A 26122-nucleotide genomic window follows, 5' to 3' on the forward strand; every position below is an offset into this window, starting at 1 on the left:
CCGATTCTTTCGGCCGCCGCTGCGCGGCAAAGCGATCGGTGTGTGGACCGGCGTCGCCGGAGGCGGCGGCATCCTGGGCATGTTCCTGTCCGCATTGCTCGTCGATGTCGCCGACTGGCGCTGGCTGTTCGTCCTTCCCGCGGCTCTGGTCATCGCAGCCCTGGCCACGACGCTCAAAGCCCTGCCGAACTCTCACGAGCACTCCTCACATGCCTTCGACACCGTCGGGGCGCTGATCTCCGTCGTCGGCCTGGCGCTGATGGCCGGGTTCGCCTTCGTCGACGGCGGCTACCCGTCCATCCTGCCCGGCATCCTCGCCATGGGAATCGGCATGGGCCTGGCGATGACTGCGCACCCGCGCCGCGGGACTCGCGGATTCGCCACCAGGTCCGCAGCTCGCAGCGCGTCGCGAGGCGGAGGGGTTGGCATCAGCCGCGGTCCTGGGATGCGACCGGGTGGAATTCCTCGGGTACGCGGATTCCGGACTCGACGGTCATGTGCCAGGCGGCTTCTGCGGCGTCCCTGTCGCCCAAGCGGCTGAGCGGCTTGGCGCATCACCGACCGGACGTGTTCCGTACGACGATCGCGCCGTAGTCCCTGCTCGGCGGATCCGGATAGTAGTCGGGGATGATGTGCTGTCGGTCGGGCACCAGATAGCCGTGCCCCCGGTACATCTCCAGGAACGGATCGACGAGGCAGCCGCCGAGCTGACGAAACGCGTAGTCGCCTGCGTCGATCTCACCGAACCGGCGGCAGTAGGCGTCGTAGCCGGGGATCTTGGCTCCGGTGAGAACATAGTCCAGCGCCAACCGCTCGGCCAGCTCGACCGGGGTCTCCATCATCACCGCGTATGCCATTCCGCCGCGCGCGGTCCGCTTCAATGAGCCGGAGGCGAGGTAGATGGCGTTCGCGGTGTCCAGATCTATCGTCGGGTAGTAGCCGTGACCGGTCACCGTATCCCAATCGCTGAGTTCGGCGATCTTGTCCGGCGTGTAGTGCATCGGGAAGCCCATCAAGGTTCCGACGACCTCATCGTCCTGCTCGAAAATCCAGAATCCTTCGGGGAAGGCGCGCAGGCGAGCTGTCATCTGGTCCCGGCTCGCCCGCTGGGCTTCCTCCCAGTCCTGCTCGACCGCCATGATCTCGTCGAGGTCATCCAGCGCCGCCTGGCGCACTTTGATCGTCATCGCGCTTCCCAGGTGACAGGCAGGCATTCGAGGCCGTGGACGAATACGCCGATCTTCCATCGCAATGTGTCCGGATCAGCTGCGAATCCCAGTCCGGGAAAGCGCTGCACCAGGGTGCCGATAGCCACCTGCGCCTCGAGGTTTGCCAGCGACGATCCGAGACAGAAGTGCAGGCCATGGCCGAACCCCAGATGCTGGTTCGGCGTCCTGGTGATTTCGAACCGGTCCGGTTCGAGGAACCGTTCGTCATCGTGATGTGCCGACAGCAGCGAAGCGACGACCAGTTCCTCGGCCGGAATGACCGTGCCTCGGAACTCGACATCGGTCAGCGGAAAGGCCCCGGTGCTGTTTGCCACCGGCGGGCAGTATCGCAACACTTCCTCGATGGCCGACTCGATGAGTTCAGGCGTGTCGCGCAGCCGCCGCAACTGCGCTGGATGACGGAGCAGCGCCCACACTCCGTTGCCGATGAGGTTGCCCGTCGTCTCGAAACCCGCCGCGATGAGCAGGAAGACCATGCTCATCAGTTCCACCGATGAGAGCCGGTCACCATGCGTCTGCGCCTCGATCAACGCACTGGTGAGGTCGTCGCGGGGATGCCTGCGGCGTAGCGCGAGGAATTCCTCGAGGTACTGCTGAAACTCGATCGCCATCCGGCGCAGGGCGTCGAAGTTTCCGTCCGACGGCGGAGCGATCAGAATTCTGGTCCACTCCCGGAACCGCTCCTGGTCTTCGATCGGAACCCCGATCAGCTCGACCAGCACGGTGATCGGCAACCGGAATGCCAGTGTGTCGAGCAGGTCCACCGAGTCCTGCTGCTCGGCCAGGTCCAGCAGACTCTCCGTCGCCTCGGCGATGCGCGGGCGCAGCTGCGAGATTCGGCGGGGAGTGAAGGCCTTGGCCACCAGTGCGCGCAACCTGCTGTGCTCGGGCGGATCGGCGTAGAGCATGTGCTTGTCCAACCGATCGAATTCGGTGACCCGGAAGTACCGGGAGCGCGCCTGATCGGACAGTTTCCGCTTGTCCTTGCTGAAACGGGGATCACGGAGCAGTTCGACCACGTCGGCGTAGCGGGTCACGCGCCACTCGGGCGCCCCCTGATGCGGATTGAACAGCCGGACGATCGGTGCCTCGGCACGCATCCGCGCCAGCGTCGGCAACGGATCGACCCGCATCTGCTCACCCCACAGGTCGAACTGGTTCATTCGGGTCGCTCCAGCACCTTGCCGACTCGAAGCCAGGTCGGCCTTCCACTGATCTCCCGCCACCACCGCGCCAGGTTCGGCCGCGCATCGATCAGGTCCGCGCCGCCCGAGGCGACCAGATATTGCAAGTAGGGCAACCAGGTGACCTCGGCGAGTGAGAACTCGGGGCCGGCGAGGAACTGCTGCCTGGACAGCGTGGCGTCCGCTACGTCGAAAGGTGTCGCCAGTGCAGCGCGGGCAGCGGCGATAGCGTCCTGGTCCGGCGGCGGCGGCAACAGCGCAGCAGCGGGGCTGCTCCGGATGATCTCGTAGACGGGGCCGCCACGGACCAGCTCCCACACCGGGCCGCTGACATAGCTTTGCTCGATGCTGATCCACTGTTCCATCAGCCCGTGCAGCTGAAGGTTGTCCGGCGTCAGCGCGGGGCCCGGCAGCCGCTGATCGAGATAGCGGATGATCGCCCGCGATTCATACAGCAGGAACCCGTCGTCTTCGAGTACCGGAATCTCACCGAAGGGCTGGCGTTGCCGGTGTTCCGGCGACTTGTCGTGTCCTTTGAGAACACTGACCTCGACCAGCTCGGCTTGCTGATCCTTCTCCGCCAGCACCATCAGCACTTTGTGCGTACACGCGCTGGTGGCTGTCCCGTAAACCTTCATCATGATCCATCCTCTTCGCGCTCCGCGACTATCTTCAGCAAGTACCGAGTGATCGCCCGTGGGGTCGGGTGTTCGAAGGCGAGGGTGGATGGCAGCGCGAGGCCTGTTCGCGCGGCCAGTTCGTGCCGCAGTTGTACGGTCATCAGCGAATCCATGCCCAATTCCGTGAATTTGCCGTCGACCGGGACATCGGATGGCGAAGACAACTGGAGCACGGTAGCCGCATCCGCGCGTACCGCTGACTCGATCGCTGCCTCCTGCTCGCCGTCCGGCAGCCCGATCAACTTCTCGAGCCAATGCACCGGCTCGACGGGGACCTGTTCGCGTGGGGGTTCCGGGGTGTCGAGCCAGTGACGCCTGCGCTGCCACGGATAGTGTGGCAACGACACCACCGGGCGGCGATCCGGGTAAAGGGCGCCGAAGTCCACTGGATACCCCGCGGTATAGAGATCGGCGACAGAGTTCAGCAGGCTGCGCGTTTCCGGGCGTTCCCTGCGCAGCGTCGGTATCGCCGCCCGCGCGCCGAGACAGTTCGCGACATGGCCGGAGAGCACAGAGTGCGGTGCTATCTCGAGGAAGAGCCGCTGCCCATCTCTGGCGGCAGTATGCACGGCGTCGGCGAACCGGACCGGATGCCGGACGTTGTCCGCCCAGTAATCCGTGGTCAATTCGTTTCCGGCGATCCGGTCTCCGCGTGCCGTGCTGTACAGAGGGCATGCGGTCCGGCCTGCCTCCACCGTGCCGAGTTCCTGCGCGAGTTCCATGGCCAGCGGAGCCATCGACGGCGAGTGGAACGCATAGTCGACAGGCAGCCGGCGGCAGCGAACGCCTTGTCGCTGAAGTGGGCCGAGCACGGTGTGCAGCTCTTCCACCGTGCCGGACAGCACAACGGATTTGTCGTCGTTGATCGCCGCCACAGCGACCGACGTACCGATGGTAGACAACGAGGCCGCGACCTCATCGTGGGTGAGCTCGACCGCGACCATCGTCCCCGAACCGGCTGCTCGCGCCATGATCCGGCCTCTCGACACCACGATCCTGATAGCTTCCGCGAGGCTCAACGCCCCCGCGACATGCGCTGCGGCGATTTCACCGACACTGTGCCCGATGACCGCGTCCGGTCGGACGCCCCATGAGGACAGCAGGGCGGTCAGCGCGATCTGGAAGGCGAACAGCGCGGGCTGGGCGATCTCGGTGCGCTGCAACCTCGACCGATCCGGTGGCGCGGCCAGCTCCGCGAGCAGCGAGAACGATGTGTTCTTCGCGATGAGTTCATCGCATTGACCGAGCACAGCGGCGAAAACCGGCTCGCTGGACTGCAATTGCCGTCCCATGCCGATCCACTGCGAGCCCTGTCCGGAGAAGACATAGGTGAGCGCAGGCGGTGCGTCGGCTCGTGCCACGGTGGCGCCGTCCCGTGCGAAGGCGCGCAGCTTCTCGGCCAATTCGGCTCCGGACTCGCCGACCACCGCGGTCCGCCACTCGTGATGATCGCGCCGTGCCCCCGCTGTGTAGGCGATATCGTGCGGGTCGTTGCCCCGCTCGAGGACACTCGCGTGTGCCGAAGCCAGCTCGGTCAGCGCCGCCGGGCTTCGTGCCGACAGCGGGAGCACCACAACGGGCCCGGCGCGCGGTGGCACTTGCTCGGGCGTAGGCGCTTCGGTGACGACGACATGAGCGTTGGTGCCGCTCATGCCGAACGAACTGACGCCTGCGATCCGTGGCCGATCGCCCCGAGGCCACGCCACGGCCGTCTTCGGGATCACGAATGGTGTTCCGGTCAGGGAAATCCTCGGATTCAGGCTGCTGAAGTGCAGGTTCCGGGGAATCTCCGCATTCCGCAATGCCAGTACCGCCTTGATCAATCCGGCGATCCCGGCGGCAGCTTCGAGATGCCCGATGTTGGTCTTGACGGCGCCGAGTACACAACCGCCGCTGTCCGGCTCCGGTTCGCCGAAAACTTCGGTCAAGGCCTCGATCTCGATCGGGTCCCCGAGCGCGGTTCCGGTGCCGTGGGTCTCCACGTATCCGATCTCGTCGGGCCGCACACGCGCATCGGCGAACGCCTGACGCAGCATGTCCTTTTGCGCCAGCGGGTTCGGCGCGGTCAGTCCGGCCGAGCGACCGTCCGAGTTCATCGAGGAACCCCGCAGCACGGCAAGCACCCGATCACCGTCGGCCAGCGCGTCGGACAATCTCTTCAGCACCACGATTCCGCAACCCTCGCCCCTGACGAACCCATTCGCACGCGCGTCGAATGCGCGACACCGGCCGTCCGGCGACAGCGCCTGCAGATCGGCGACTATCTGGGTCACCGACTCGTCGAGAACGAGGTTCACTCCCCCAGCCAGCGCTAGCGAGCTCTCTCCTGTCCGCAGACTGCGGATCGCCAGGTGTACCGCAACCAGCGACGATGAGCACGCGGTGTCCACCGCGAGACTCGGCCCACGCAGTCCGAGCAGGTACGACAACCGGCCCGCGCCGAAACAGTGGGCCGTTCCGGTGCCCGCGTACGCGCCCATCGCGCCGGACCTGGCGCTGAGCAGAAGGTAGTCGTTGCTGCTCATGCCGACGAACACACCGGTTCTGCTACCGGCCAGCCGCTCGGTCACCACGCCGGCATCTTCCAGCGCTTCCCACGCGACCTCGAGCAGCAGTCGATGTTGCGGATCCAGCGCCGCCGCCTCCTTCGGCGAGATCCCGAAGAACGCCGCGTCGAAACCGTCGACAGCGGAAAGGAAGGCACCGGTTCGCGCGGCATCGCCGGTGCCGCCAGCCGGCCGCTCGGACACCGCGTCGACGCCGTCGGAAAGCAACGTCCAAAATGATTCCGGGTCGTCGGCGCCGCCGGGGAAACGGCAGCCCATGCCGATCACGGCGACAGGTTCGGATTGCTGCCGCGTCAGCCGGGCAACCTCGGCCTCCAGGCTCCGCAGCGCGGCAGCCGCTTTCACCAGACGCGAGCGGTAGCCTTCCTCATCGATGACGGTCACGGCAGCTGCCTGCGTTCGAGCCGGTCGATCGAATCGTCGATCTGCGCCAGCAGGTCGCGAAGGTCATCGACCTCTTCGATGACCTCCTCGGGCTCGGCCATGCCGAGTACGTCGAGTAGCTGTTCGCTCAATGCCCGCACCGTCGGTGCGCTGTACAGCAGCGTCGCGGACAGCCGGACGCCGAGCGCCGCCTCCAGCCGGTTCCTGAGTTCGAGCGCCATCAGCGAGTCGACTCCCATGGTCGTCAGCGGCGCCTTCCGGTCGATCGAAGCGGCGTCGAGGTGCAGGATCCGGCCGAGTTGCTCAGTGACGACGTCATCGATCAATCGCGGGCGTTCGGCAGGTGTCGCCGCGCGCAGCCGGTCCGCCAACCACGGATCCGATGGTCTGCTCGCACTCTCCCGGTCATCGTCACCGAGTTCGGTGAACAGCGACGCACCGGCCAGAACCGGGTAGAACGCCAGCCACTGTCGCAGATCGAGATTGGCCGCAGCGATCTGGCTGGTGCTGCCACCCAACAGCAGACCGAGGATGTCCGTACCTTGTTCGGGGGTCAGGGTGCCAACTCCTCGATGCGCGAGTCGCTGCCCTTCGGTGTTGCGTTCTGCCATGATTCCTTCCTGCGAGTACAACCCCCAGTCCACGCACAGGGCTTTTCGGCCACCATGGTCCCGATGCCGGGCGAGCGCGCCGAGAAATGCGTTGGCGGCCGCGTAGTTGGCCTGTCCCGGCGAGCCGAGCAGGGCAGAGGCCGAGGAGTACATCACGAAGAATTCCAGCTCCCGGTCCTCGGTGAGCTCATGCAGATTCCAAGCGCCCCGCATCTTGGGTGCCAGCACGCGGTCGTACCGTTCGGCATCCAGTTCCAGAATGGTCCGATCGTCGAGCACCATGGCCGCGTGCAGCACTCCGCGCAGTGGCGGCAGCCGGTCATCGATGTCCGCGAGCATCGCGGCCACGTCCTGGCGCCGGCCCACGTCCGCCCGGGCGACCACGACCTCGACGCCTTCCCTCCTGAGCTCGTCGATTCTGGCCTGCACGTCAGGAACCGGATCATGCCGTCCGGCCAGCACGAGGTGCCGCGCACCGTGCGCGGCCAGCCAGCGCGCCAAACCGATGCCGAGCCCGCCGAGCCCGCCGCTGATCAGGTACGTGCCCCGGGCGAAGGACAATTCGACATCCCCTGGCTCGACCGAGGCCCGTACCAACCTCGCCAGATTCCGCCCTTCCTCCCGTAAAGCGATCTCGTCCTCACCGTCCGGCCCGACCAGTTCGGGAAGGAGTTCGTCGGCGCAACGGGTTGGCGCCCAACCCGATCGGAGGTCGACCCGCACGCACTCCAGTTCGGGATGCTCGACGCTCAATGTCCTTGCCAATCCCCACAACGGAGCTTGGGACACCTCGACCGGCTCGGAGCCCACCTGCTGTGCGCCTCTGGTGACCAACCACAGCCGGGGATGGTCCCGCAGACGGAGGCGAGCGAGCGCGCGGACGAGGCGCACGGTAGTGAGTCCGGTGATGTGCTGATCGGCGGTCAGCGTGTCGGCGGTGACGTGTTCGGTAGCTGTGGTGTCCAGGCTCCACAGATGCACTACCCCGACGCAGGCTCTTTCGCCACCGGCGGTGACGTTGTCGAGCAACGTGCTCCACGCGTCGTCGTCGGCGACGTCGATATCCCGCTTGTCGATCAGTACGCAGGTTTGGCCACGCTGTTCGAGCAGCGTGGCCAAACCTGCACCGACACCGGTGGAGTCGGTGAGCACCAGCCACGTCCCGGGAGACCCCTCGCGACGATCCGGGGCAACGAGCCGCTCGGCGGCGCGCCATGCCACCTGGTAGAGCCAGTCCCGGTACGGTCCCGGTCCGGCAGGCCTTGCCACTGTCAAACCCTCGACCTCGATCAGCACCGTGCCGTCTTCGTCGAGCACCAGCAGATCCCCGCTGTCCTCGGTGGACCGGGCGCGTGCGTGTACCCACACACGGTCGCCAGGTGGCCGGTGGACTCGCAGCCGGTCGATCCGAATCGGAATGACCCCGCCGCTCGCCCGCTGGTCGAGTAGCACGCTGCCGAGCACCTGGAAGCAAGCGTCCAGCAGTGCAGGGTGGCAGACATACCCCGAGGACGATCCGGTCGACTCGACCAAGGCCACGCCCTCCCCGTCACCGGTCCAGATTCGTTGCACACCACGGAAAGCCGGGCCGTAGTCGATAGCTCGCCCGGCATACCGCGCGTAGTGCTCGGCTACGGCTACCTCGCTGCCGCACCGTTCCCGCACGGACGACGGGGGCTCGGCCATCGGCGGCCCCCCGCCACCATGACGAACGGTTCCGTGCGCGCAGTGAACCCACGGTTCGTCCCTTGTCGCTCGGCAATACACCTGGAAATGGTCGGAGTCCTCGATGAACTGGACGTGCCCGGAGCCGTCTTTTGCGAGAATCGCCATCCGGTCGAAGGCGAGGTCCTCCAACACCATCGATCGTCCGCACGCGCCGAGCGCCATCTCCACATAGCCCGACGCCGGGAACACCACCGCCCCGTCCACCATGTGGTCGGCCAGGTACGGCAGATTCAGCTCGCGCTCCCAGATCCGGGTACCCGGTGAGGTTGCCGGGCTGACCGGCTCACCGAGCAATGGATGCCCGTGGTCGGCGCGCGCAGCCGGAGTTCGATCCACCCAGTACCGCTGGCGTCGCCACGGATAAGCGGGCAGTGGCACGCAGCGTCCGCCGCTCGGGTGGAGGGCGGGCCAGTCCACCTGGCAGCCTCGGACGTACAGTGCGGCAAGCGATTCGAGGAAAACCGCGCGCTCATCGTGTTCACGCCGCCCGGACGGAACGACCAGGCCTCCGTCCTCTTCGATCGAGGGCAGCAGGATCGGGTGTGGGGTCAGCTCGACGAATACCGTGCGCCCCAGCGTCATGCAGTCACGGACCGTTTGCGCGAACAACACTGGTTCACGAAGGTTGCGTATCCAGTAGGCGGTATCCAGCTCGGCCCCGTCACAGACCTTTCCGAGCACGGTGGACCACATCGGCACCGTGGTGGCCTCCGGCGTCAGCGCACCGAGTTGGCGACTCAGCTCATCGGTGATGACATCGACTTGTGGGCTGTGCGCGGCGACCTCGACCTTGATCCGTCGACAGAACACCCCCGCGCCGGTCAGCTCGGCCAGAACCTCCTCCAGCGTGTCCGGGTCGCCGGAGAGCACGGTCGAGCGCGCGCTGTTGCTCGCCGCGATCGACACCTGATCGGCGAATCCGGACAGCGCCGCGCTCGCTCGCTCGAGCGGCAGTTCCACCAGTGCCATCGCGCCGCGCCCGGCCAGTCCGCGCAGCAATCCGCTGCGGCGGCAGATGATGCGAGCCGCGTCGGTCAGCGTGAGCGCGCCGGCCACATGCGCGGCGGCCACCTCACCCATGCTGTGCCCGATGACGGCGTCCGGCTCGATGCCCTTCGATCGCCACAGTGCCGCCAACGCGACCTCCATCGCGAACAGAACCGGCTGCACGACGTCCACCCGGTCGAGCCGCGACGTGGATGGACCTGCGGTCAATTCATCGATAACGGACCATCCGGTCTCGTTTCGGATCGCGTGGTCGCATGTCTCGACAGCCGCTCGGAACGCGGGCTCACCGGCGAGCAGTGCTCGCCCCATGCCGAGCCACTGCGAGCCTTGACCAGAGAACACGAACACCACTCGCGGCCGTTCGTCCGGCTCGGCGCCGGGCACCAGCCGCGGCGGCCCGTCACCGGGCAACACCAGGGCGGCCCGGTACTGATGATGATGCCTGCGGACAGCCGCGGTGTAGGCGATATCCCGGATGTCGGCCTGCCGCTCATCGAGCCTGGCGCGGAACGCAGCGACCAAATCGGTCAGCGCGCCCGCATCGCGCGCGGAGATCGGCACCAGTGCCGGTCCTGGTTCGGTCGCGGAAGGCTCGGCCTGCTCCGGCGGATCGGCGACGATGACGTGCGCATTGGTGCCGCTGATACCGAACGAGCTGACACCCGCCATCCGCGTCGCACCGTCGCGTTTCGGCCACGCGACCGGATCACTCGGCAGAACCAGGGCGGTTCCGGTGAGGTCGATCCTGGGATTGACGGTGCGCAAGTGCAGGTTCGCCGGGATACGCTCCCGCTGCAGCGCGAGCACGACCTTGATCAGCCCTATCACCCCGGCGGCCGCCTCGAGATGCCCGATATTGGTCTTCACCGCGCCGAGCACGCAACGCGAACCGTCGGCCCGCAACCCGCCGAGCACGTCGGCAAGCGCGTCCACTTCGATCGGATCACCGAGCGGCGTTCCGGTGCCGTGCGTCTCGACATAACTGATGTCCGCCGCGTCGGCGCGAGCGCTACGCAAAGCCTGACGGAGCAAAGCCTTCTGCGCCGAGACGTTCGGCGCGGTCAGCCCGGAGGAACGGCCGTCGGAGTTCACCGCTGAACCACGGATCACCGCGAGCACCGGATCGCCGTCGGCCACCGCGTCGGAAAGCCGTCGCAGGACCAGCATCCCGCAGCCCTCGCCCCGGACATAGCCGTTGGCCAGCGCATCGAAGGTTTTGCATCGCCCGTCCTCGGACAGCGCGCGCGAGCTGGCCAGCATGTCGGTCATGTCTCTGGCCAGCATCAGGTTGACCCCACCGGCCAGCGCCATCGCGCTCTCTCCGGAACGGAGGCTCTGGACCGCGAGATGCACGGCGACCAAGGACGAGGAGCACGCCGTGTCCACGACCATGCTGGGCCCTTGGAGACCGAGCACGTAGGACAGCCGTCCTGCGGGGAACGAGTGCCCGTTGCCGGTCACCGTGTAGATGTCCCGGTTTCCGCGGCTCAGCCGGTCGTAGTCGGTGACGACGACACCTGTGAAGACACCGGTTCTCGAGCCGGCCAGCCGGTCGGGCCGAGCGTGCCCGGCCTGTTCCAGTGCCTCCCAGGCCACTTCCAGCAGTAGGCGCTGCTGGGGGTCCATCGCCTCGGCCTCCCGGGGCGCGATGCCGAAGAAGGCCGCGTCGAATGTGTCCACATCAGACAGAAAGCCACCCCAGCGCGCCGGACTGCCGACCTCACCAACCCACCGGTCCGGAGGCACTTCGGTGATCGCATCGACGCGGTCGTCGAGCAGTCGCCAGAATTCGTCGGGGTCGCGGCCGCCGCCCGGCACACGGCAGCCCATGCCGACAACGGCGATCGGCTCGGTCTTCGCCATCAGTTCCCGGTCCAGCCGGGCTTGCAGGGTCCGCATAGCCGCCAGGGCCTTCTTCACCGGCGATGTCTGCTCAGTCATCATGCTGTTCCTGTTCGACGAGCCGGATGCTCTCCAGCAGCATGGCCTCGGCTTCCTCGTCGGAGAGCAGATCAATGTCCGCTGCCATGGAAGGCCGATCGTCCGGTTCCGGTTCTGCGGCCGGAGTCTCGGTCACCGCGAGTTCGTCCGCGATGAACTCGGCGAGCGTGGCGATGGTCGAGTAGGTGAACACCAGTGCGACGGACAACCGCACGCCGAGCGTCGATTCCAACCGGTTGCGTAGCTCCACCGCCATCAGCGAGTCCATGCCCATGTCCTGGAACGTCGACTGGCGACTCAGGCTCGGGGGATCTCGTTGCAGCGTCAGGGAGACCTGCTCGATCAGGTGCTCTTCGATCAACCCCGCCCGTTCCGGCGCGTTGGTCGCGGCCAGCCTGTCGGCGAACGCGGTGGCGATCCCCGAGGCACGGAATTCGAGCTCGTCGAACAGCGGTGTCCCCGCCACGCTGGGAAACGATTCGAACCAGTGCCGGAGGTTCAGCTTCATCACCGCGAGTTGACCGAGATCCGCACATACCCCGTGGTCCAGTGCTCGCGCAAGATCCGCCGAGGACGCGTCGGCGATGCCGTGTGTCGGCATGCCGGCATGCGCGAGGTGCAGGCTCAGTGCGCGCAGGCCGCGGGCACGGCGATGGTGTGCGATCGCGTTCACTCGTGCGCTTGCCATCGAGTCGCCCGGGGACCCGAACAACGAGGCGACCGATGAGCAGAGTACGAAGAGATCCAGCTCGCGATCGAGCGTGTGTTGGTGCCACCGCCACGCGCTGTCCTCGCCCTCGGCGTGGATGAGCCCGCGCAATGGGCCCGACGCACTCTCGATCTCGGTGATCAGCCCGGTCATCTCCAGGTCGTCGGTCGCGCACGTGTCGATGGTCGACACCTGCACCCCCGGAAAGCTGATCGGCCCGATGGTGCCGTCTCGGTTCAGGATCACGATGTTGCGCGCACCACGGTCGGTCATCCACCTGGCAAACGACTCCGCGAGTGCGGCATCCGCGCCGACGATCAGGTATGCGCCGTCCGCCCGTAACGTCGCCACTCGCTCACGGACGTCCGGAGCGCGGACCAGCCTGGCCACGAACCGGCCACCGGGACGCAGGGCGACATCGGTCTCCCGATCATCGCTGAGCATAGCCGTCACCAGCGTGGCTGCCTCATCGAGTGTGGTCGGCGCGGCAAGATCCACCCGCGTGACCGATAGCCCGGGATGATCGAGCCCGATCGCCCTGCCGAGTCCCCACAACGCTGCCTGGTCGACATCCACCGCCGAGATGTGCTCGCCGACTGCCTGGGCGGCCCGAGTCACCACCCACAACCGTGGCTGATCGCGCCAGCCCATTCCGGCCAACACGTCGGCCACCCCCCGCAGGCTCGCGCTGCCGAGACTTCCGACGTGCACTACCCCGGTCGGCGCCGTTCCGGTCAGAACCGCACGCAGAGACTCTGTTCCGGTCGGGTCCGCTCCCTGCGCGGTGACCAGATCACACTGCTTGCCTCGAGCCCGCAGCTCTTCCGCGAGTTCAGCGCCGAGGCGATCCTCGCCCGCCAACACGATCCACGACCCGGCCCGATCTCCCACCGGTTGTGGATCTGCTCTTTCGCGCCATTCCACCGTGTACAGGCAATCTTCGACCGGATCGGGTTCTCTGAGCGGCCGTAGGCGCACGCCCTCGGCCTGCACCAGTACCCGGCCGTCGTCGTCGAGCAGGTAGAGGTCGCCGCCCGACCCCGCTGATCGGCCGTGCGCCCATACCGAGCCCGCCGGGGTCCGATGCACTCGCAACCGACCGATCCCGGTCACCACATTGCTTCCGGACGAACCGTTGCACAGGGCGATCAGCGCCTGCAGACCGGCGTCGAGCATCGAGGGAGGGATGCGGTAACCGGTCTCTCGAGCATGTGGCCGCTCCGGCGGCACGAGCCGGGCAAGCACTTCCTCGTGGCCGAACCACAGCTCCGATACCCCACGAAGGTGCTCTCCCATTCCCAGCCCCGCCCCGGCCAGCGCGCGGTAGTGCTCGGTCCGGTCTCGGTGCGTGGTGCAGCGGTGCCGAATCAGGGCGGGCGCCTCGCGCACATCCGGCTTTTCGGTGTCCGGCGCGACGGTGGCCAGTGCGTGCCGCACCCGATCCGGACCGTGGGGGCCGAATACCTGGAAGAGTCCCTCCCGCGTGCTGATCACCGTCTGAGTCGTGGGCACCGCGGCCGCGGTCACTTCCAGCATGCGCTCGAACACCAAATCGGTAACGGCGATGTCCTCGGTTCCGTACGCCTCGGCGCCCGATGCCAACGCCATTTCGGCGAACGTGGCCGCGGAGATCACGGTGTCCCCGCGCACCGTGAGGTCCGCGAGATACGGCAGCCTTACCGGGTCCAGCGCGCGTTGCCAGTAGCAGGTTCCCTGCTCTACGGCCGAGATCAGGCCTGTGCCGAGCAGCGGATGGCCCCCGTCGTCGCCGGCGAGCGCGGTACGCCGGTCGGCCGCGAGCCAGTATCGCTTCCGTTGCCACTGGTAAGCGGGCAGCGAAACGACCCTGCCGGTCTCGAGTAGCCGATCGAAATCTGGCGAGCAGCCACCGGCGTACAGTGCGCCGGCCGCGCGGCGCAGCGCGGATCGTTCGTCCTCGCCCTTGCGCAGCGAACCAACGGCGTGACCATCGATCCGGCGGGCAGCGAGGCATCGCTGGACGTTCTCCAGCAGTACCGGATGCGGGCCGATCTCCAGGAAAACCCGGTATCCGTCGGAGATCGCCCCGTTCATGGCGTCCGCGAATCGCACGGTGTCCCGCACGTTTCGTGCCCAGTAGTCCGCGTCGAATCGCTGATCGTCGACGAGTTTTCCGGAGACTGTGCTGTAGATGGGCAACCGGTTCGGCCCCGGAGTAAGCGTGCCGAGCGCTCGAGACAATTCACGCCCGGCCGGGTTCATCCGCGCACTATGGAACGCGTAACCGACCCGGAGTTCACGGTATGCGATCCCCTCGCCGCGCAGCCGTCCGAGCAAGTCGGCCAGCGCGGCGGCGTCACCGGACACGACGGTCGAATCGGGATCGTTGATCGCGCCGATCGTGAGCTCACCCTGGTACGCGCTCAGCAGGTCGCGCACCCGCTCGGCGGGCAGCTCCACCGAAGCCATCCCACCTTCTCCGGCCGCGGCCTGCATCAACCGGCCCCGGTGATACACCACCTCGACCGCTTCGGCGAGGGACAGCGACCCGGCCAGGTACGCGGCGGTGACTTCGCCGAAGCTGTGGCCGATCAACGCGTCCGGCACAAGCCCCCATTCCTGCCACAGTCGCGCGATCCCCACCTGGACAGCGAACAGAGCCGGCTGCGCGACCGCGGTCTCATCGAGGCGGCTACGTTCCACCGGCGCGGTCAGCTCGGCCGTAAGCGACCAGGTGGTCAGCGGCCGTAACCACTTCTCGCATTCTTCGACAGCCGCGCGAAACACCGGCTCGGCACGCAACAGGTTCCGGCCCATACCGGCCCACTGCGAACCCTGGCCGGAGCACACGAACACGATCGCTCGCCGTTCGCCACGAGCCACGCTGCCCATCCATGTGTTGCCGGGCATGGTCCCCACAGCCGCGGCACGCAATGAATCGGCCAGCTCCTTCGAAGATGAACCTGTCACCGCGAGCCGGTATTCGTGGTGGTCCCGCCGCACCGCGGCCGTGTAACACAAATCGCGCAGGGCGATGTCGTCGGCATCGCTGAGTTCGCGTGCCATCGTGGCCGCCGATGCCAGCAGGGAATCGCGAGAGCGGGCGGAGAGCACCAGCAACTCCGTCCGGCCCCGGTCCGGCGGCGGCTGGGCGGCGCCCAGGGTGTACAGCGCGCCCATCGAGTCGATCAAGGTCGAGCGGTCGCGGTCCGCACGGCGCAATGTCGGCAGCGCCGTGCCGCCGTGCTGCTCGACCACCGACGTGAGGATCGGATGCGGGTCCACGTCGACGAAGATCTGGCGGCCCCCGGCGAGCAGGTGTCCCATCACGGTGTCGAATCGCCATGGTTCGCGTTCGGTGCGCACCCAGTGCTCGGCATCGAGCAGCGCGCCCTTCATCTGCGCCCCGGTGGCCGCGGAGTAGAACGGTATCCGGGTCTCGCCGGGCCGCAGGTCAGCGAGCGCGGCCCGTAAGTCGGGCAGCACCGAGTCGACGTAGGGACTGTGCGAGGCGTAGTCGACCCTGATCCACGCCGACGCGACCGAGCGCGCGGCGAGTTCGTCCCGTATCGCCTCGATCGCCGATCGATCACCGGAGACGACCGTGGATCCCGGGCTCGCGCTGCCTGCGACCCATACGTCACCGCCGTGCCGGGACAGCAGGTCGTTCGTGTCCTCAGCGGACAGGTCGAGCACGGCCATTCCGCCGTGGCCGGACAGTCTGGCGGCGATCGCGCTGCGCCTGCACATGATCAGCGCGGCATCATCGAGAGTGATCGCTCCGGCGACGTGCGCGGCGGCGACTTCACCCATGCTCATCCCAGCGACGGCATCCGGCTCGACTCCCTGTGATCGCCACAGGTGGGTCAGGGCGATCTGCATCGCGAAGATCGCCGGCTGGGCCAGCTCAGTACGCTCGATCCAGCTCTCGTCGGCTGAGGTCAGCAGCCGGGTGAGGGACCAGTCGACGTGTGGGCGCAGCGCGGTCTCGCACCGCATGATGGCCGAGCGGAACGCGGGCTCACGCAACAACGGCGCACCCATCCCGGTCCACTGCCCACCCTGGCCGCCGAACAGAAACATGATCTTCGGCCGGTCGCGGTCGACAATCCCGGTGCTGATTCCAGCCCCGGCACGGCCGCTGAGGAATTTCTCGGCGCCCGTGGCGATATCGTCGCGGTCGCGAACGGACAGTGCGAGCCGGTGCGAGCCGTCCGCCTCGACCGACGCGGCGGCGCACAGTCGGGCGATCGGCGTCAGGTCCCGAGCGGACGCCAGCTCCCGCGCCGCGGCACGGAGGCCGTCTTCGGTGCCCGCGGCAAGGGGCAACAGGCAGACCGGAGCGCAATCGCCGCTCTCGAGGACCACATGGCAGTTCGTGCCGCCGAAGCCGAACGCACTCACCCCGGCGACGAGGCGGCCCTCTGCGTCACCGTGCCACCGTTCCGCCCGCCTAGGCACCCGCAAACCCCATTCACCGAGAGGGATATTCGGGTTGGCTTCCTCGAACTGGCCGCATGGCGGCACGGTGCGATGCCGCATCGCCAGCAGCACCTTGATCAGCCCGGCGATCCCGGCCGCAGGCTCGAGATGGCCGATCGCGCTTTTGACCGAACCGACCGGCAGCAGCTGGTCGCGAGACCGGCCCGCGCCGAGCACCGCGCCCAGCGCGCTTGCCTCGATCGGGTCACCGAGCGCCGTTCCCGTTCCGTGCGCTTCGACGTACCCGACCTCGGCAGGCACAACCCCCGCTCGGCGATAAGCGCTGCGCAGCAGGGATTCCTGGGCCAGCGGGCTCGGCGCGGTCAGGCCGTTACTGAATCCGTCGTGGTTGACCGCGCTGCCCTTGAGCACACCGTGAATCGGATTACCGTCGGCGAGCGCCCGATCGAGCGGCTTGAGTACGACCATCCCGCCACCTTCGCCGCGGCCGTATCCATCCGCACGCGCGTCGAACGCCTTGGACCGCCCGTCTGGTGCCAGCGCGCCGAGCCGGGACAGTGCGTGCACCGTGTCCTGCGCGAGCATCAGGCTCACACCACCGACCAAGGCGAGATCGCACTCGCCTTCACGCAGGCTCTGCGCCGCGAGGTGGACCGCTACCAGTGACGACGAGCATGCGGTGTTCACCTGAAGACTCGGGCCGCGCGCACCGAGCGTGTAGGACAATCGGGCGGGAATAATGCTCGGATCGCCTCCGGCCAAGGTGTGCTGGGTGACCAGGTCGGGGTCCGCGCGAATTCCCGCTCCGTACTCACTCCACATCGCACCGACGAAAACTCCGGTCCGGCTGCCTTCGAGACCGCTGGGCGGAATGCCCGCGTCATCGAGAGCTTCCTGCATCAGTTCGAGCATGAGCCGTTGCTGCGGGTCGACGTGCGGAGCCTCACGGGGAGATATACCGAAGAACTCCGGGTCGAACTCGTCGATCCGGTCGAGGAACCCGCCGCGCGGCGGACCGTCGCGCCATCGACCATCCGGCGGTTCGGTGAGCGCGTCGGCGCCCGAGCTGAGTAATCGCCAGAATGCCATCGGGTCGGGAGCGCCGGGGAACCGGCAAGAAAGACCGACGATGGCGATCGAAAGCTGTTGATCCGGCGTTTCGCGCTGCACCGGTGACGTCGAGGCGGCTCCGGTCAGCCTGCGCGCCAGAGTGATCGGCGACGGATGCGCCCAAAACAGGACTGGCGAAACGGGGTGTCCCCCTGCCTCACTCAATTCGTCGGCGAGCACCGTCAACATCAGCGAGTCGAGCCCGTAGCTGGTAAACGGCTCACGTCCATCGATCGCAAGGGGATCCAACCCACTGAGGGCGGCGGTTCTAGCTATGAGCCAGTCCCGGACAGCTTCCATAGACCAGGACAACACGGGTGAAGCTACCTCCAGCAACAATCTAGTTCGTGGCATATCCGATGCCCGACCGGCGGCTCGCCCGAATCAGACCAGATGGTATCCCCGCTGAATTGCCTATGTAAAGTGCGGGATTCGTAGGTCGGCTTCAGATGTCTACCAGCGGTTCGGAGGATCCCGAGTTCGTCGATCTGGTCGGCGATAGCGAGCGCCGGGCGATTTCACCGCGGTTGGTCCGACATCAACGCCCGACCCCGGTTCCGGCACCCGCTTGGACCCGGCTCGGGAGCGAACTGCGGGATAGCTGACCGGCGGCAACACCCGCCCTCTCCGGCAACCGAGCCGCTGGCCACCGGATCGGCCGTGATGGTAGACCGCCGCGCTGGGGACGACCTCGTAGGCGCCGACCGAAGCGAGGTTTACGAAGTGCCCGCCGCCCTGCCTTGCATGACCGGAAGCGCGGCGGCGATGCCGTGGAGCACTCCGCCTACGTTGACATCCAGCACGCGGTTCCATTCGTCGACTGTCAACGCGCTCAACGGCGACAGCGGCATGACTCCCGCGTTGTCGACCATGACCACCACCAGCCGAGGCTGGTCATCACCATTTCGGCGCCCCAGCCCGCTCGGTCCGATGATCATCGGGGATTACGGCCGGTACCGGGGGTATACGCGGAGCAGGCAACGGCGGTGGAGTCGATGACGAACATCATCCGCTTCCGTCCGAGTAACAGTCGCCACCTACCGGAATGGATGCGCACATGCAGATTCAGGTCAACACCGACAGCAACATCGACAGCGGCGAAAAGCTGATCCGGCACGTCGAGGAGGAGATCGCCTCGACGCTCGAGCGCTTCAGCGACCAGATCATAAGCGTGGAAGCCCACCTCAGTGACCAGAACGCGGGCAAAGGCGGACCGGACGACAAGCGATGCGTGCTGCAGGCTCGTCCAACCGGTCAGCAGCCGGTCGCGGTGACCCACAACGCCGCGACGATCGATGACGCCTGCCGGGGCGCGGCCGAGAGCATGGCGCATCTGCTCGCCAGCCGGTTCGGCCGGTTGCACGAGACAAAGGGTGGCGACTCCATCAGGCACCCGCACAAGAACCACCCACACACGAACTGAGTCGGCAGCACCCGGCTGTTCGGTACTCGGGGCGGCCCGTCGATCCGTTGACTCGGTTCAGGAATTCGGGCGGCACGTGACTGTAGGACGTCACCACCAGCGGGATCTTCACCGATTCCTGAGACGCGCTGCCCCGCCCGGCCGATAGCCGCGGTCGGGCGGTTGCGCATCTGCTGCCACTGACATCGAGGAGGTCCGTGATCTGTCCTCGATGAGCGGCATCCATCCTGGCCCGAGTCGGTAACCTTACTCGATATCGGCGTTGTGCTGATCTCCGAACTCAGACCGGTGAGATCGGCGCAAAGGCCCGAATCTCGGCGGTGCCGGGTCCCACCACCGCCGCCGACGATTCCGGCACTTCGTTCCACGCGCCCTCGAGGTCCCGCAGGGGCTCGGACACCACGAAACGGGTTTCGCCGCCCAGTTCGCGCAGAACCTCGATTTCCGGGTGCAGGGCGCGCAGCTGGGAGAGCTCGGTGGAGAAGAACAATGACCGCGTTTGCCGCTCGCTGGAATATCGGAAGACCTACAAGAATTCGCCGTTGGTGGTCGCGACGGTAATTTGAACCGGATGCTCGACCTTGTTCGCGTGCCCGACATCTTCGACGAAGCCGACCGCGCGGGCGACACCATCGAAGGGATCATCGACGAGACCGAACGTCAGAGCAAGGTAGAACAGAGCTTCCGTATCCGTGGAACTCTGGTGGTGATCGACTTGCCGCGTGTGGGGAACCGCTGCCCGTCGCTCGAGGACAGAGTTCCCGCCCAGAAGGTCGCGGCCCGCGGCAAACCGCTGGTGGTAGCCAATGAGCGCCAGGTTCGCTGCCCGCAGCGTCTCCTCCCGCACGTGCCACTCCTTGGTCCAGGTGAGGATGCCGTAGGAGATGCCCGCTGGTCAGGCCGAGATTCGTGGCACCGGCCAGCAGGACGGCTGAGAGTGATTCACCTATCTGCTCGACGCCGTGGACCACCACGGTCAGCAGACGCGGGGAGTCCTCCGAGGTCGAGACATCTCGGAACCACCGCCGTCTGCGCAGTCGAAGCGGCCCGGCTCGATGCCGACCGCCACCGCGCCCGCCGCCACATCCCGTTTTACGGAGCCCGGATCGATCGAGGAACGGTATCGGTTGTGCGGCGGATCGGTGGAGATGGTGGTCGTCGGTACCACGGCCGGCGCGTAGCAGCCGCATGCTGGGCGGACAGAGGTCGGCCCAGCACCCGGAGAAGGGAGATGGACGGTGGCATTGGGACGTCGTCGGCTGCTGATCGGTTTCGCCGGTGCGGGCGGTCTCACCCTGGCCGGATGGGGATGGTCACGAGAACTCGCGTCACCACCCGAACCCGCCACCATCCGATTCGATCCCCCACCCGGCACCCACGATGTCGAAGCGCGCCACCCCGGCACGATCACCGTCACCGACGGGACGCTGCGGTCGGTCGAATGGATCGATGAAACGGGTAGATCGCTGCCGGGCGCAGCGGCACCCGACCAGCGAACCTGGACGAGCACCGAACCACTCGGCTACGGACACACCTACACCGCCACAGCGGTGGCTCACGGCGAAACCGGCGACGTCACCGCGACGGCAACCTGCACCACGGTGGCACCGCAACAGCTCATCGACGTCTCCCTCCGCTCCGCCAATCTCATCGAGCTGGCCGAAAACGACATCTATGGAGTAGGTTTCGTGCTCGTCGCCCATTTCGATGAACCCGTCGATCGGGCAGCCGCGGAACGCCACCTGAAGGTCACCACCCAGCCGGCCGTCACCGGTGCCTGGTACTGGCTCGACGATCACAACGCACACTGGCGGCCGGAGCATTATCACGCACCGAGAACCCGGATCACGGTCGCGGCCGAACTCTTCGGCCGCGCGCTCGGCGAGGGCCGCTACGGCCTGCGTGACCAACGGGTTTCGGTGATCATCGGGCCCTCGCACGTCGCGATCGCCGACGACGACACCAAGCAGATCGAGGTCTTCGACAACGGAAACCTCGTGCGCACCATGCCCACCTCGATGGGCATGGGCGGCACCGCGGTCGTCGACGGCACAGTCATGTCGTTCTGGACTCGCCCCGGCATCTACACCGTGCTGGACCGGAATGACCCGGTGATCATGGACTCCGCCAGCTACGGCCTGCCCACCAACTCCGCGCTCGGCTACCGCACGAGCATCAACCACGCGGTCCGAATCAGCCACGACGGAATCTTCGTGCACGAATTGGCTGCGAGCATGTGGGCCCAAGGCAATACCAACGTCTCACACGGCTGTCTGAACCTCTCCCCTGCCGACGCCACATGGTTCTACGACTTCGTCATCCCCGGCGACGTCGTCGAGGTCCGCAACACCGGCGGCGACCCCCTCGATATCTGGCACAACGGCGACTGGAGCATCCCGTGGACCGACTGGCTTCGCGGTGGCGCCCACCGATGAACACGACTCTCCGACAGTGCACGGACCGGACGCCAGAGACCCGCCACCTGCCCAGTCGGCAACCCTACTGCCCGCGACGCCCTGTGACGTGGGAAGGCGACTGCCGCCACAGAGATACGGCCGGTCACCAATTCCAGCGGGGCCTGTGCAGCGGGAACCGCGATCAACTCACCCGATGCCGCTCCGGGTGGTGGAAAGCAGTGACACCATGGTGCCCAGCAGTAGCCAGTCGCGTCTGCGGGAACTGGTTGAACACGAGCTGGACGATCCGCTCTCGGCGGGGCCGCACAAGGTGCGCGCGGTGCGACCCCTATAGGCCCCATGCCCGCTGAACGAACGGCCTGGACGGCAGCGGCGACTCTAGATCTGCCCAGCATCGAAAGATTCGCCGAGATCGCCGCGGTGTATCGGTCGTGGGCATCCCGCACAGCCTGGCGCATGGTGTCGATGCCTTCGGCGACATCGGTTGCCCCCGTGTGCCATTCCCGGAAAGCATCGACCTGGCATCCGCGGCGGCACCGTTCCAGTTCTGCTTAACGGCGGAGATGCGTTGCTGCGGTCCGTCGAGGCTGTCATCGCGGAATTCGCCGGACTCGGCAACGGATCGCACCGGCGGCTACCCGCACCAGCTCAGCGAACGCCGTGCTGGTGTCCGTCGCTGCAGTGTCCGGCTTCTGCTCGATGGTCTCCAAGGTTGCTCAACTCCTCGCCCACGAGCTGCAAGTAGTTGAGGCATGGCGTCGTTCCACCTGGGCGCCTCAACTTCGTGAGACGGCATCGCGTGGGCCTTGTATCGTTCCGGGGCAATTATCGGCTGGGCGACGCTGCATCACCCGATTGCTGCTTGCCGTCCAATAGACGGTTGACCGCCTTGCGGGCGCGCGTCAGGGCGTCCTCGCGGCGGAGAAGCTGGCGATCGTGATTCGCCTGAAGCACCATGGCATGTAGTTCGAAGACGAGCTGCTCGACGTCTGTGCCTGGTGGAAGCTCCCGAAGGCGCACGGCGAGTTCGACGTCGCGTTGGAGCAGGGCGTCGGCTCGGGCGACGGCGTCCGCGACCGCGTCTCGGACGGGTCCCGACCGGCCGTCGAGTTCGCTTGCGGCAGCGACGAAGAGGCATCCGCCCTCGAATGTCTCCAGGTAGTCGATCCACAACGACATCAGCGCCCGCAGTCGCGCGAGCCCGGCCGGCTCCCGCTCGGCGGGCAGCAGTACATCACGCTCGAAGACCCGCGCTGCCGCCGCGACGATCGAGAGTTGGAGTTCCTGCTTCGTGCCGAAGAGGGCCTGGATGCCGCTCTTGCTGGTGCGCACAGCCTCCGCCAAGCGTCCTAGCGTCAGACCCTCGATGCCTTCGACCGACGCGATGTGCATCGCGCGATCGACGATCGCGCCGCGGCGGGCGTCACCTGTGCGAGTCATGAATACGATCGTACCTGACTATACGATTGGACGTATTGACGTATACGATCGTATCGCCTAGCGTCGTCGTATTCGACCTGAGGAGTTCCATGACAACCCCATCCACGGCACTGGATCCTTCCGCGATCGCGAAGCGCTATTTCGCCGCTTGGGAGGCGCACGACATCGACGCGATCGTCGCTCTCCACACCCCCGATTCGCAGTTCCAGGCCCATGGACGCGGTGCCGCAGTCCATGGCCGCGAAGCCCTGCGGCGCGAGTTCGCGTACGTCTTCGAGCTCTACCCGGGCTTCGGCTTCGAGCAGCGACGCTTGCTGTTCGGCAGCGGGCATTGGGTTCTGGACTGGACGCTGACCTTCCAGCGGCCCGGGGAAGATCGTCGGGGCGTCCACTGCCTCGACGTCGTCGAGGTGGCATCCGACGGCCTCGTCACGCGCAAGGACACTTTCTTCGACTTCGCCGAGCTGAAGGCCGCGTTCGAGGAGGCCGCATGACCACCGCCGAGACGACCACGCCGATATTCGACCGGCCGTTGCTCGATGCGTTGCCGGTCGAGCATCTCTGCGATCTCAGCATCGACCTGGAACCAGCCCAAGTGATTTCGACCCCGCTCGGTACCCGTATGACTTTCGTGACCAAGGGCGGCCGTTTCAACGGGCCGGGCTTCCGGGGTGAAATGCTGCCCGGGGGCGGTGACTGGGTGTGGCTGGGAGCCGACGGGATCAGTCGCATGGACGTTCGCGCGACCCTGCGCACCCACGACGGTGTCCTCATCCACTACGAGTCGAACGGAGTACTCCGGTTCCCGCCCGATGGTCGTCAGCGTCTGGCCGACGGGCACCGGCTATCGGTCGATGAGAACTATGTGCGACCGACGCCGAGGTTCGAGACCTCCGACGAGCGTTACTCGTGGCTGTGCGGACTGGTCGTGGTCGGCTACGGCGAATACGGTCACGGCCGCATCGACCATCGGATGTATCGGATTCTGTAAGGAGCACTTCGCCCCGACGCGCGACCTCGTCGACCTTTCTGTTGTCGCCGGAGTCTACCGCCACGTCCTGCCTCCGGTGGAGCGCTTTCACGCTCCACCGGATCGAAGCTCGCGTGCCACCGAGTGCGGGGCCCGGGGCATCAGTTCATGCGGCGGTGGGGTCGAACTCGGCGGTGACGCGGTCCGCGAGTTTCTTGGCTTCGGGGCTGTCGTGGTCGGTGGGCAGCTCCACGGGCTGTCCGTTGATCGGGATGGTCACCGGCCGACGGTTCGCCAGTACCTTTCCGGCACCGTCGCCGAGCGGTAGACCGGCCAAGGCCAGGATGCGGTTCATCACGGTGTCGGTGCCGACCGGCGGGAGGGCTACGACGCCCTGCGGCCACTGAACGCCTTTGATTTCGAAGAAATCATGGTAGCCGTCTATGTGCTGGTACCCCACCTGTCCGAAGTACAAATCATCCGGCGTCGAGCCTTGCGCTTGACTTATCTCATTGTTGAACGTGCCTTGGAACACGCTGGTGGGGTCGAAGTGTGCGTATTGGCCTGATACGGACGCCTGCGTCTTGAGCAAGTCGAAGACAACTTTCATACCATCGGGAGCAGGCTGGTTGTTCTTGGAGTAGAGAGCCTTGGCGCCATCGATGTCGGGCGGGTTCCACATGTGCGGGACGATGTCGAGGTCGTTGGCGTAGCGCTGCACTCGTTGCAGGCGTTGGCTGGTGTAGTTGACGAATTCCTGATTGCAGAAACTCGGTCCGGCGGTCGAGAGCACGCTGATCCTGGCTTTCTCGGAATTGTCCCATAGCCACTGGGTGTCGCGCAGGAACAGGGCCAGTGTGGGTGATAAGGCACCACCGAGGCTGTGGCCGGTGACGGTCAGCTCGATCGCCTTGTCGCCGAGCGTGCTCAGGAACTCGGGCAAGGTGTGACCGGCACCGGGGCGGGGCCCGGAGGGTTTGAGATTTATGAGGGTTTTCACCCCGATGGCCGTGCCGATCGTGTGCATGGCGGCGCTATTCGCGAACCACGGGGTCTGGAGAATGAAGGAGTCCTCGACGAGCCAGTCGAACACCAGTGCATCACTGCTGCCGGCCATGGCGATCACGTACCGGGAGCGATCCTCGATGCTTCGCACCATGTAGAGGGCGTTGACCGCGTACAAGTCGGTGTCGAACAACGCGACTCCCGGACCCCAGACGATCTCCCACCCTCCGATGACCTCCTGGTTGGTGTCGAGATACTGCTGTATTTTCTGATAGAGCGTCCCCTCCAGGTCGCTGTCTTCCTTGCTGATGCTGTTGACCAGATTCGCGTACTCGCACAGCTGGTATGTGATCTTGTCTTGCAGAGTCGGCTCGTTGATCGTCGTGGATTGTGCAGTCATGTTCCGCTCCTTGCCGTATGAGTTTCACCCGAAACAGAGAGGAGAAAAGCGTTGACGCGAATTCACACGCCACGTCCGTATCGGGGACAGAACATCCCGTACCGGTAGCTGTTGATACGAGTCCAGATGACTCACCACCCATGCGGGCGAATCACCTGCCTGTCCGGGACCTGATGTTGCAGCTGAATCCTCCTGAAATTTCCAGGAACCCGTTGCGCCGAACTACGCGCAGAACAAAGAGAGCGTACGAATAATTGATCGAGTTGCGCTTCACACCTTCCGGATGAAACACGGAGCACCGTCTACGACCACCGGACGGTAGGTCCCGCGTGGCCACCTGGAAACTTGCTCACTTGGCTATCCGGCCCGCAGATCCGTATGGCGCCGACCTCGCGCAGATCGGCGAGCATGCCGGTCGAGCCATTTCACCGTGATCTCCGGCCGATCAGAGCCACCAGCCGGCATGCAGCCACGCGATGGACGAGTCGAGCGCGATCGGGAGTGTTCCGAGCCGCTGTGAGGGCGACCTTCCGCGCCGCACGTCGGCGGCTTCGAGATGTGCAGTTGCAGGTATCACGGTGCGGCTGGTCGACCACGAACGGATTTCAGGTTTCGCGATCCATTCCTCACTGCAGCTGACACGCCAGAGATCGGGTCGTCGAGCAGGTCGACGAGGCGGATGAGATCCCAGCGTTTGAAGGGTGTTGTCTGCGCCGATGGTGTACAGCGTCCGGCTATCCGCGCTGAGTGCGAGTCGTGTGATCTCACCGTTGTGAGCGTGGATCGAGCCGCCCAGCCGGAGCCGTCCGTTGTCGCTGATGAACAAGGCCGAGAGCGTGCCGTCGTGTCGGAGCCTTCGAGCTACTGACCTGATCGCGCACAGTCGCGTAGGCA

13 protein-coding genes and 4 pseudogenes are annotated in these 26122 nt (G+C 66.3%); 5 read left to right on the forward strand and 12 right to left on the reverse strand.

Annotated elements, in window-relative coordinates; translation table 11 throughout:
* Positions 1–7: 7 nt before the first annotated feature.
* Positions 8–541: pseudogene (locus GVY39_RS34580) on the forward strand (MFS transporter); the annotation flags it as partial.
* Positions 542–554: 13 nt separating this feature from the next.
* Here the strand turns inward: GVY39_RS34580 and GVY39_RS24305 are convergent.
* The 7 genes and pseudogenes from GVY39_RS24305 to GVY39_RS34585 all read right to left on the reverse strand — a co-directional run.
* Positions 555–1187, reverse strand: coding sequence for a hypothetical protein (locus GVY39_RS24305; RefSeq protein WP_159928534.1), 633 nt, complete (start codon positions 1185–1187; stop codon positions 555–557).
* Positions 1184–2392: a cytochrome P450 gene (locus GVY39_RS24310; protein WP_159928532.1), complete on the reverse strand. Its 1209-nt coding sequence runs from the start codon at positions 2390–2392 to the stop codon at positions 1184–1186. Before GVY39_RS24310 ends, GVY39_RS24305 begins: the two co-directional genes overlap by 4 nt.
* Entirely contained in the window at positions 2389–3054 is a 666-nt protein-coding gene (locus GVY39_RS24315; protein WP_201295331.1) for a glutathione S-transferase family protein, read from the reverse strand. The genes GVY39_RS24310 and GVY39_RS24315 overlap by 4 nt, the downstream gene beginning before the upstream one ends.
* A complete protein-coding gene (locus tag GVY39_RS24320; protein WP_159928530.1) occupies positions 3051–6044 on the reverse strand; it encodes a type I polyketide synthase in 2994 nt (997 codons plus the stop codon). Before GVY39_RS24320 ends, GVY39_RS24315 begins: the two co-directional genes overlap by 4 nt.
* Positions 6041–11332 (reverse strand): type I polyketide synthase, encoded by a 5292-nt coding sequence (locus tag GVY39_RS24325; protein WP_201296029.1) that lies wholly within the window; start codon positions 11330–11332, stop codon positions 6041–6043. Before GVY39_RS24325 ends, GVY39_RS24320 begins: the two co-directional genes overlap by 4 nt.
* Entirely contained in the window at positions 11325–17873 is a 6549-nt protein-coding gene (locus GVY39_RS24330) for a type I polyketide synthase (RefSeq protein WP_159928526.1), read from the reverse strand. The genes GVY39_RS24325 and GVY39_RS24330 overlap by 8 nt, the downstream gene beginning before the upstream one ends.
* 366 nt (positions 17874–18239) lie before the next feature.
* Positions 18240–18448, reverse strand: a pseudogene (locus tag GVY39_RS34585) (SDR family oxidoreductase); the annotation flags it as partial.
* 182 nt (positions 18449–18630) lie between these two features.
* Here GVY39_RS34585 and GVY39_RS24340 point away from each other — a divergent pair.
* Complete coding sequence (locus GVY39_RS24340; RefSeq protein ID WP_159928524.1) at positions 18631–18996, forward strand: HPF/RaiA family ribosome-associated protein; 366 nt, start codon at positions 18631–18633, stop codon at positions 18994–18996.
* A 280-nt stretch (positions 18997–19276) separates the two neighbouring features.
* Here the strand turns inward: GVY39_RS24340 and GVY39_RS24345 are convergent.
* A pseudogene (locus tag GVY39_RS24345) lies at positions 19277–19699 on the reverse strand (class II glutamine amidotransferase); the annotation flags it as partial.
* A pseudogene (locus GVY39_RS35330) lies at positions 19696–19934 on the reverse strand (Tn3 family transposase); the annotation flags it as partial. The pseudogenes GVY39_RS35330 and GVY39_RS24345, both read right to left, overlap by 4 nt.
* Before the next feature lie 300 nt (positions 19935–20234).
* Here GVY39_RS35330 and GVY39_RS24355 point away from each other — a divergent pair.
* On the forward strand, positions 20235–21431 hold the full coding sequence (locus GVY39_RS24355; RefSeq protein WP_159928522.1) for an Ig-like domain-containing protein: 1197 nt from the start codon (positions 20235–20237) through the stop codon (positions 21429–21431).
* Between the two features lie 807 nt (positions 21432–22238).
* Here GVY39_RS24355 and GVY39_RS24360 read toward each other — a convergent pair.
* A complete protein-coding gene (locus tag GVY39_RS24360; RefSeq protein ID WP_159928520.1) occupies positions 22239–22853 on the reverse strand; it encodes a TetR/AcrR family transcriptional regulator in 615 nt (204 codons plus the stop codon).
* An 89-nt stretch (positions 22854–22942) separates the two neighbouring features.
* Here GVY39_RS24360 and GVY39_RS24365 point away from each other — a divergent pair, with 89 nt between their 5' ends.
* Together GVY39_RS24365 and GVY39_RS24370 are read left to right on the forward strand one after the other, a co-directional pair.
* Positions 22943–23347: a nuclear transport factor 2 family protein gene (locus GVY39_RS24365; RefSeq protein WP_159928518.1), complete on the forward strand. Its 405-nt coding sequence runs from the start codon at positions 22943–22945 to the stop codon at positions 23345–23347.
* Entirely contained in the window at positions 23344–23844 is a 501-nt protein-coding gene (locus GVY39_RS24370) for a DUF3237 domain-containing protein (RefSeq protein WP_159928516.1), read from the forward strand. Before GVY39_RS24365 ends, GVY39_RS24370 begins: the two co-directional genes overlap by 4 nt.
* Before the next feature lie 145 nt (positions 23845–23989).
* Here GVY39_RS24370 and GVY39_RS24375 read toward each other — a convergent pair whose 3' ends face one another.
* Positions 23990–25228, reverse strand: coding sequence for a hypothetical protein (locus tag GVY39_RS24375; protein ID WP_159928514.1), 1239 nt, complete (start codon positions 25226–25228; stop codon positions 23990–23992).
* Positions 25229–25673: 445 nt separating this feature from the next.
* A complete protein-coding gene (locus GVY39_RS24380; protein WP_159928512.1) occupies positions 25674–26054 on the reverse strand; it encodes a hypothetical protein in 381 nt (126 codons plus the stop codon).
* Positions 26055–26122: the final 68 nt, after the last annotated feature.

This window comes from Nocardia sp. CY15 (genome assembly GCF_009829295.1).
GTDB classification, from domain to species: domain Bacteria; phylum Actinomycetota; class Actinomycetes; order Mycobacteriales; family Mycobacteriaceae; genus Nocardia; species Nocardia sputi.

Excerpts from the sequence above, each read along its gene's own strand:
- GVY39_RS24305 (WP_159928534.1), bottom strand. The coding sequence starts at position 1,187 with ATGACGATCAAAGTGCGCCAGGCGGCGCTGGATGACCTCGACGAGATC.
- GVY39_RS24310 (WP_159928532.1), bottom strand. The coding sequence starts at position 2,392 with ATGAACCAGTTCGACCTGTGGGGTGAGCAGATGCGGGTCGATCCGTTG.
- GVY39_RS24315 (WP_201295331.1), bottom strand. The coding sequence starts at position 3,054 with ATGATGAAGGTTTACGGGACAGCCACCAGCGCGTGTACGCACAAAGTG.
- GVY39_RS24325 (WP_201296029.1), bottom strand. The coding sequence starts at position 11,332 with ATGACTGAGCAGACATCGCCGGTGAAGAAGGCCCTGGCGGCTATGCGG.
- GVY39_RS24330 (WP_159928526.1), bottom strand. The coding sequence starts at position 17,873 with ATGGAAGCTGTCCGGGACTGGCTCATAGCTAGAACCGCCGCCCTCAGT.
- GVY39_RS24340 (WP_159928524.1), top strand. The coding sequence starts at position 18,631 with ATGCAGATTCAGGTCAACACCGACAGCAACATCGACAGCGGCGAAAAG.
- GVY39_RS24360 (WP_159928520.1), bottom strand. The coding sequence starts at position 22,853 with ATGACTCGCACAGGTGACGCCCGCCGCGGCGCGATCGTCGATCGCGCG.
- GVY39_RS24365 (WP_159928518.1), top strand. The coding sequence starts at position 22,943 with ATGACAACCCCATCCACGGCACTGGATCCTTCCGCGATCGCGAAGCGC.
- GVY39_RS24370 (WP_159928516.1), top strand. The coding sequence starts at position 23,344 with ATGACCACCGCCGAGACGACCACGCCGATATTCGACCGGCCGTTGCTC.
- GVY39_RS24375 (WP_159928514.1), bottom strand. The coding sequence starts at position 25,228 with ATGACTGCACAATCCACGACGATCAACGAGCCGACTCTGCAAGACAAG.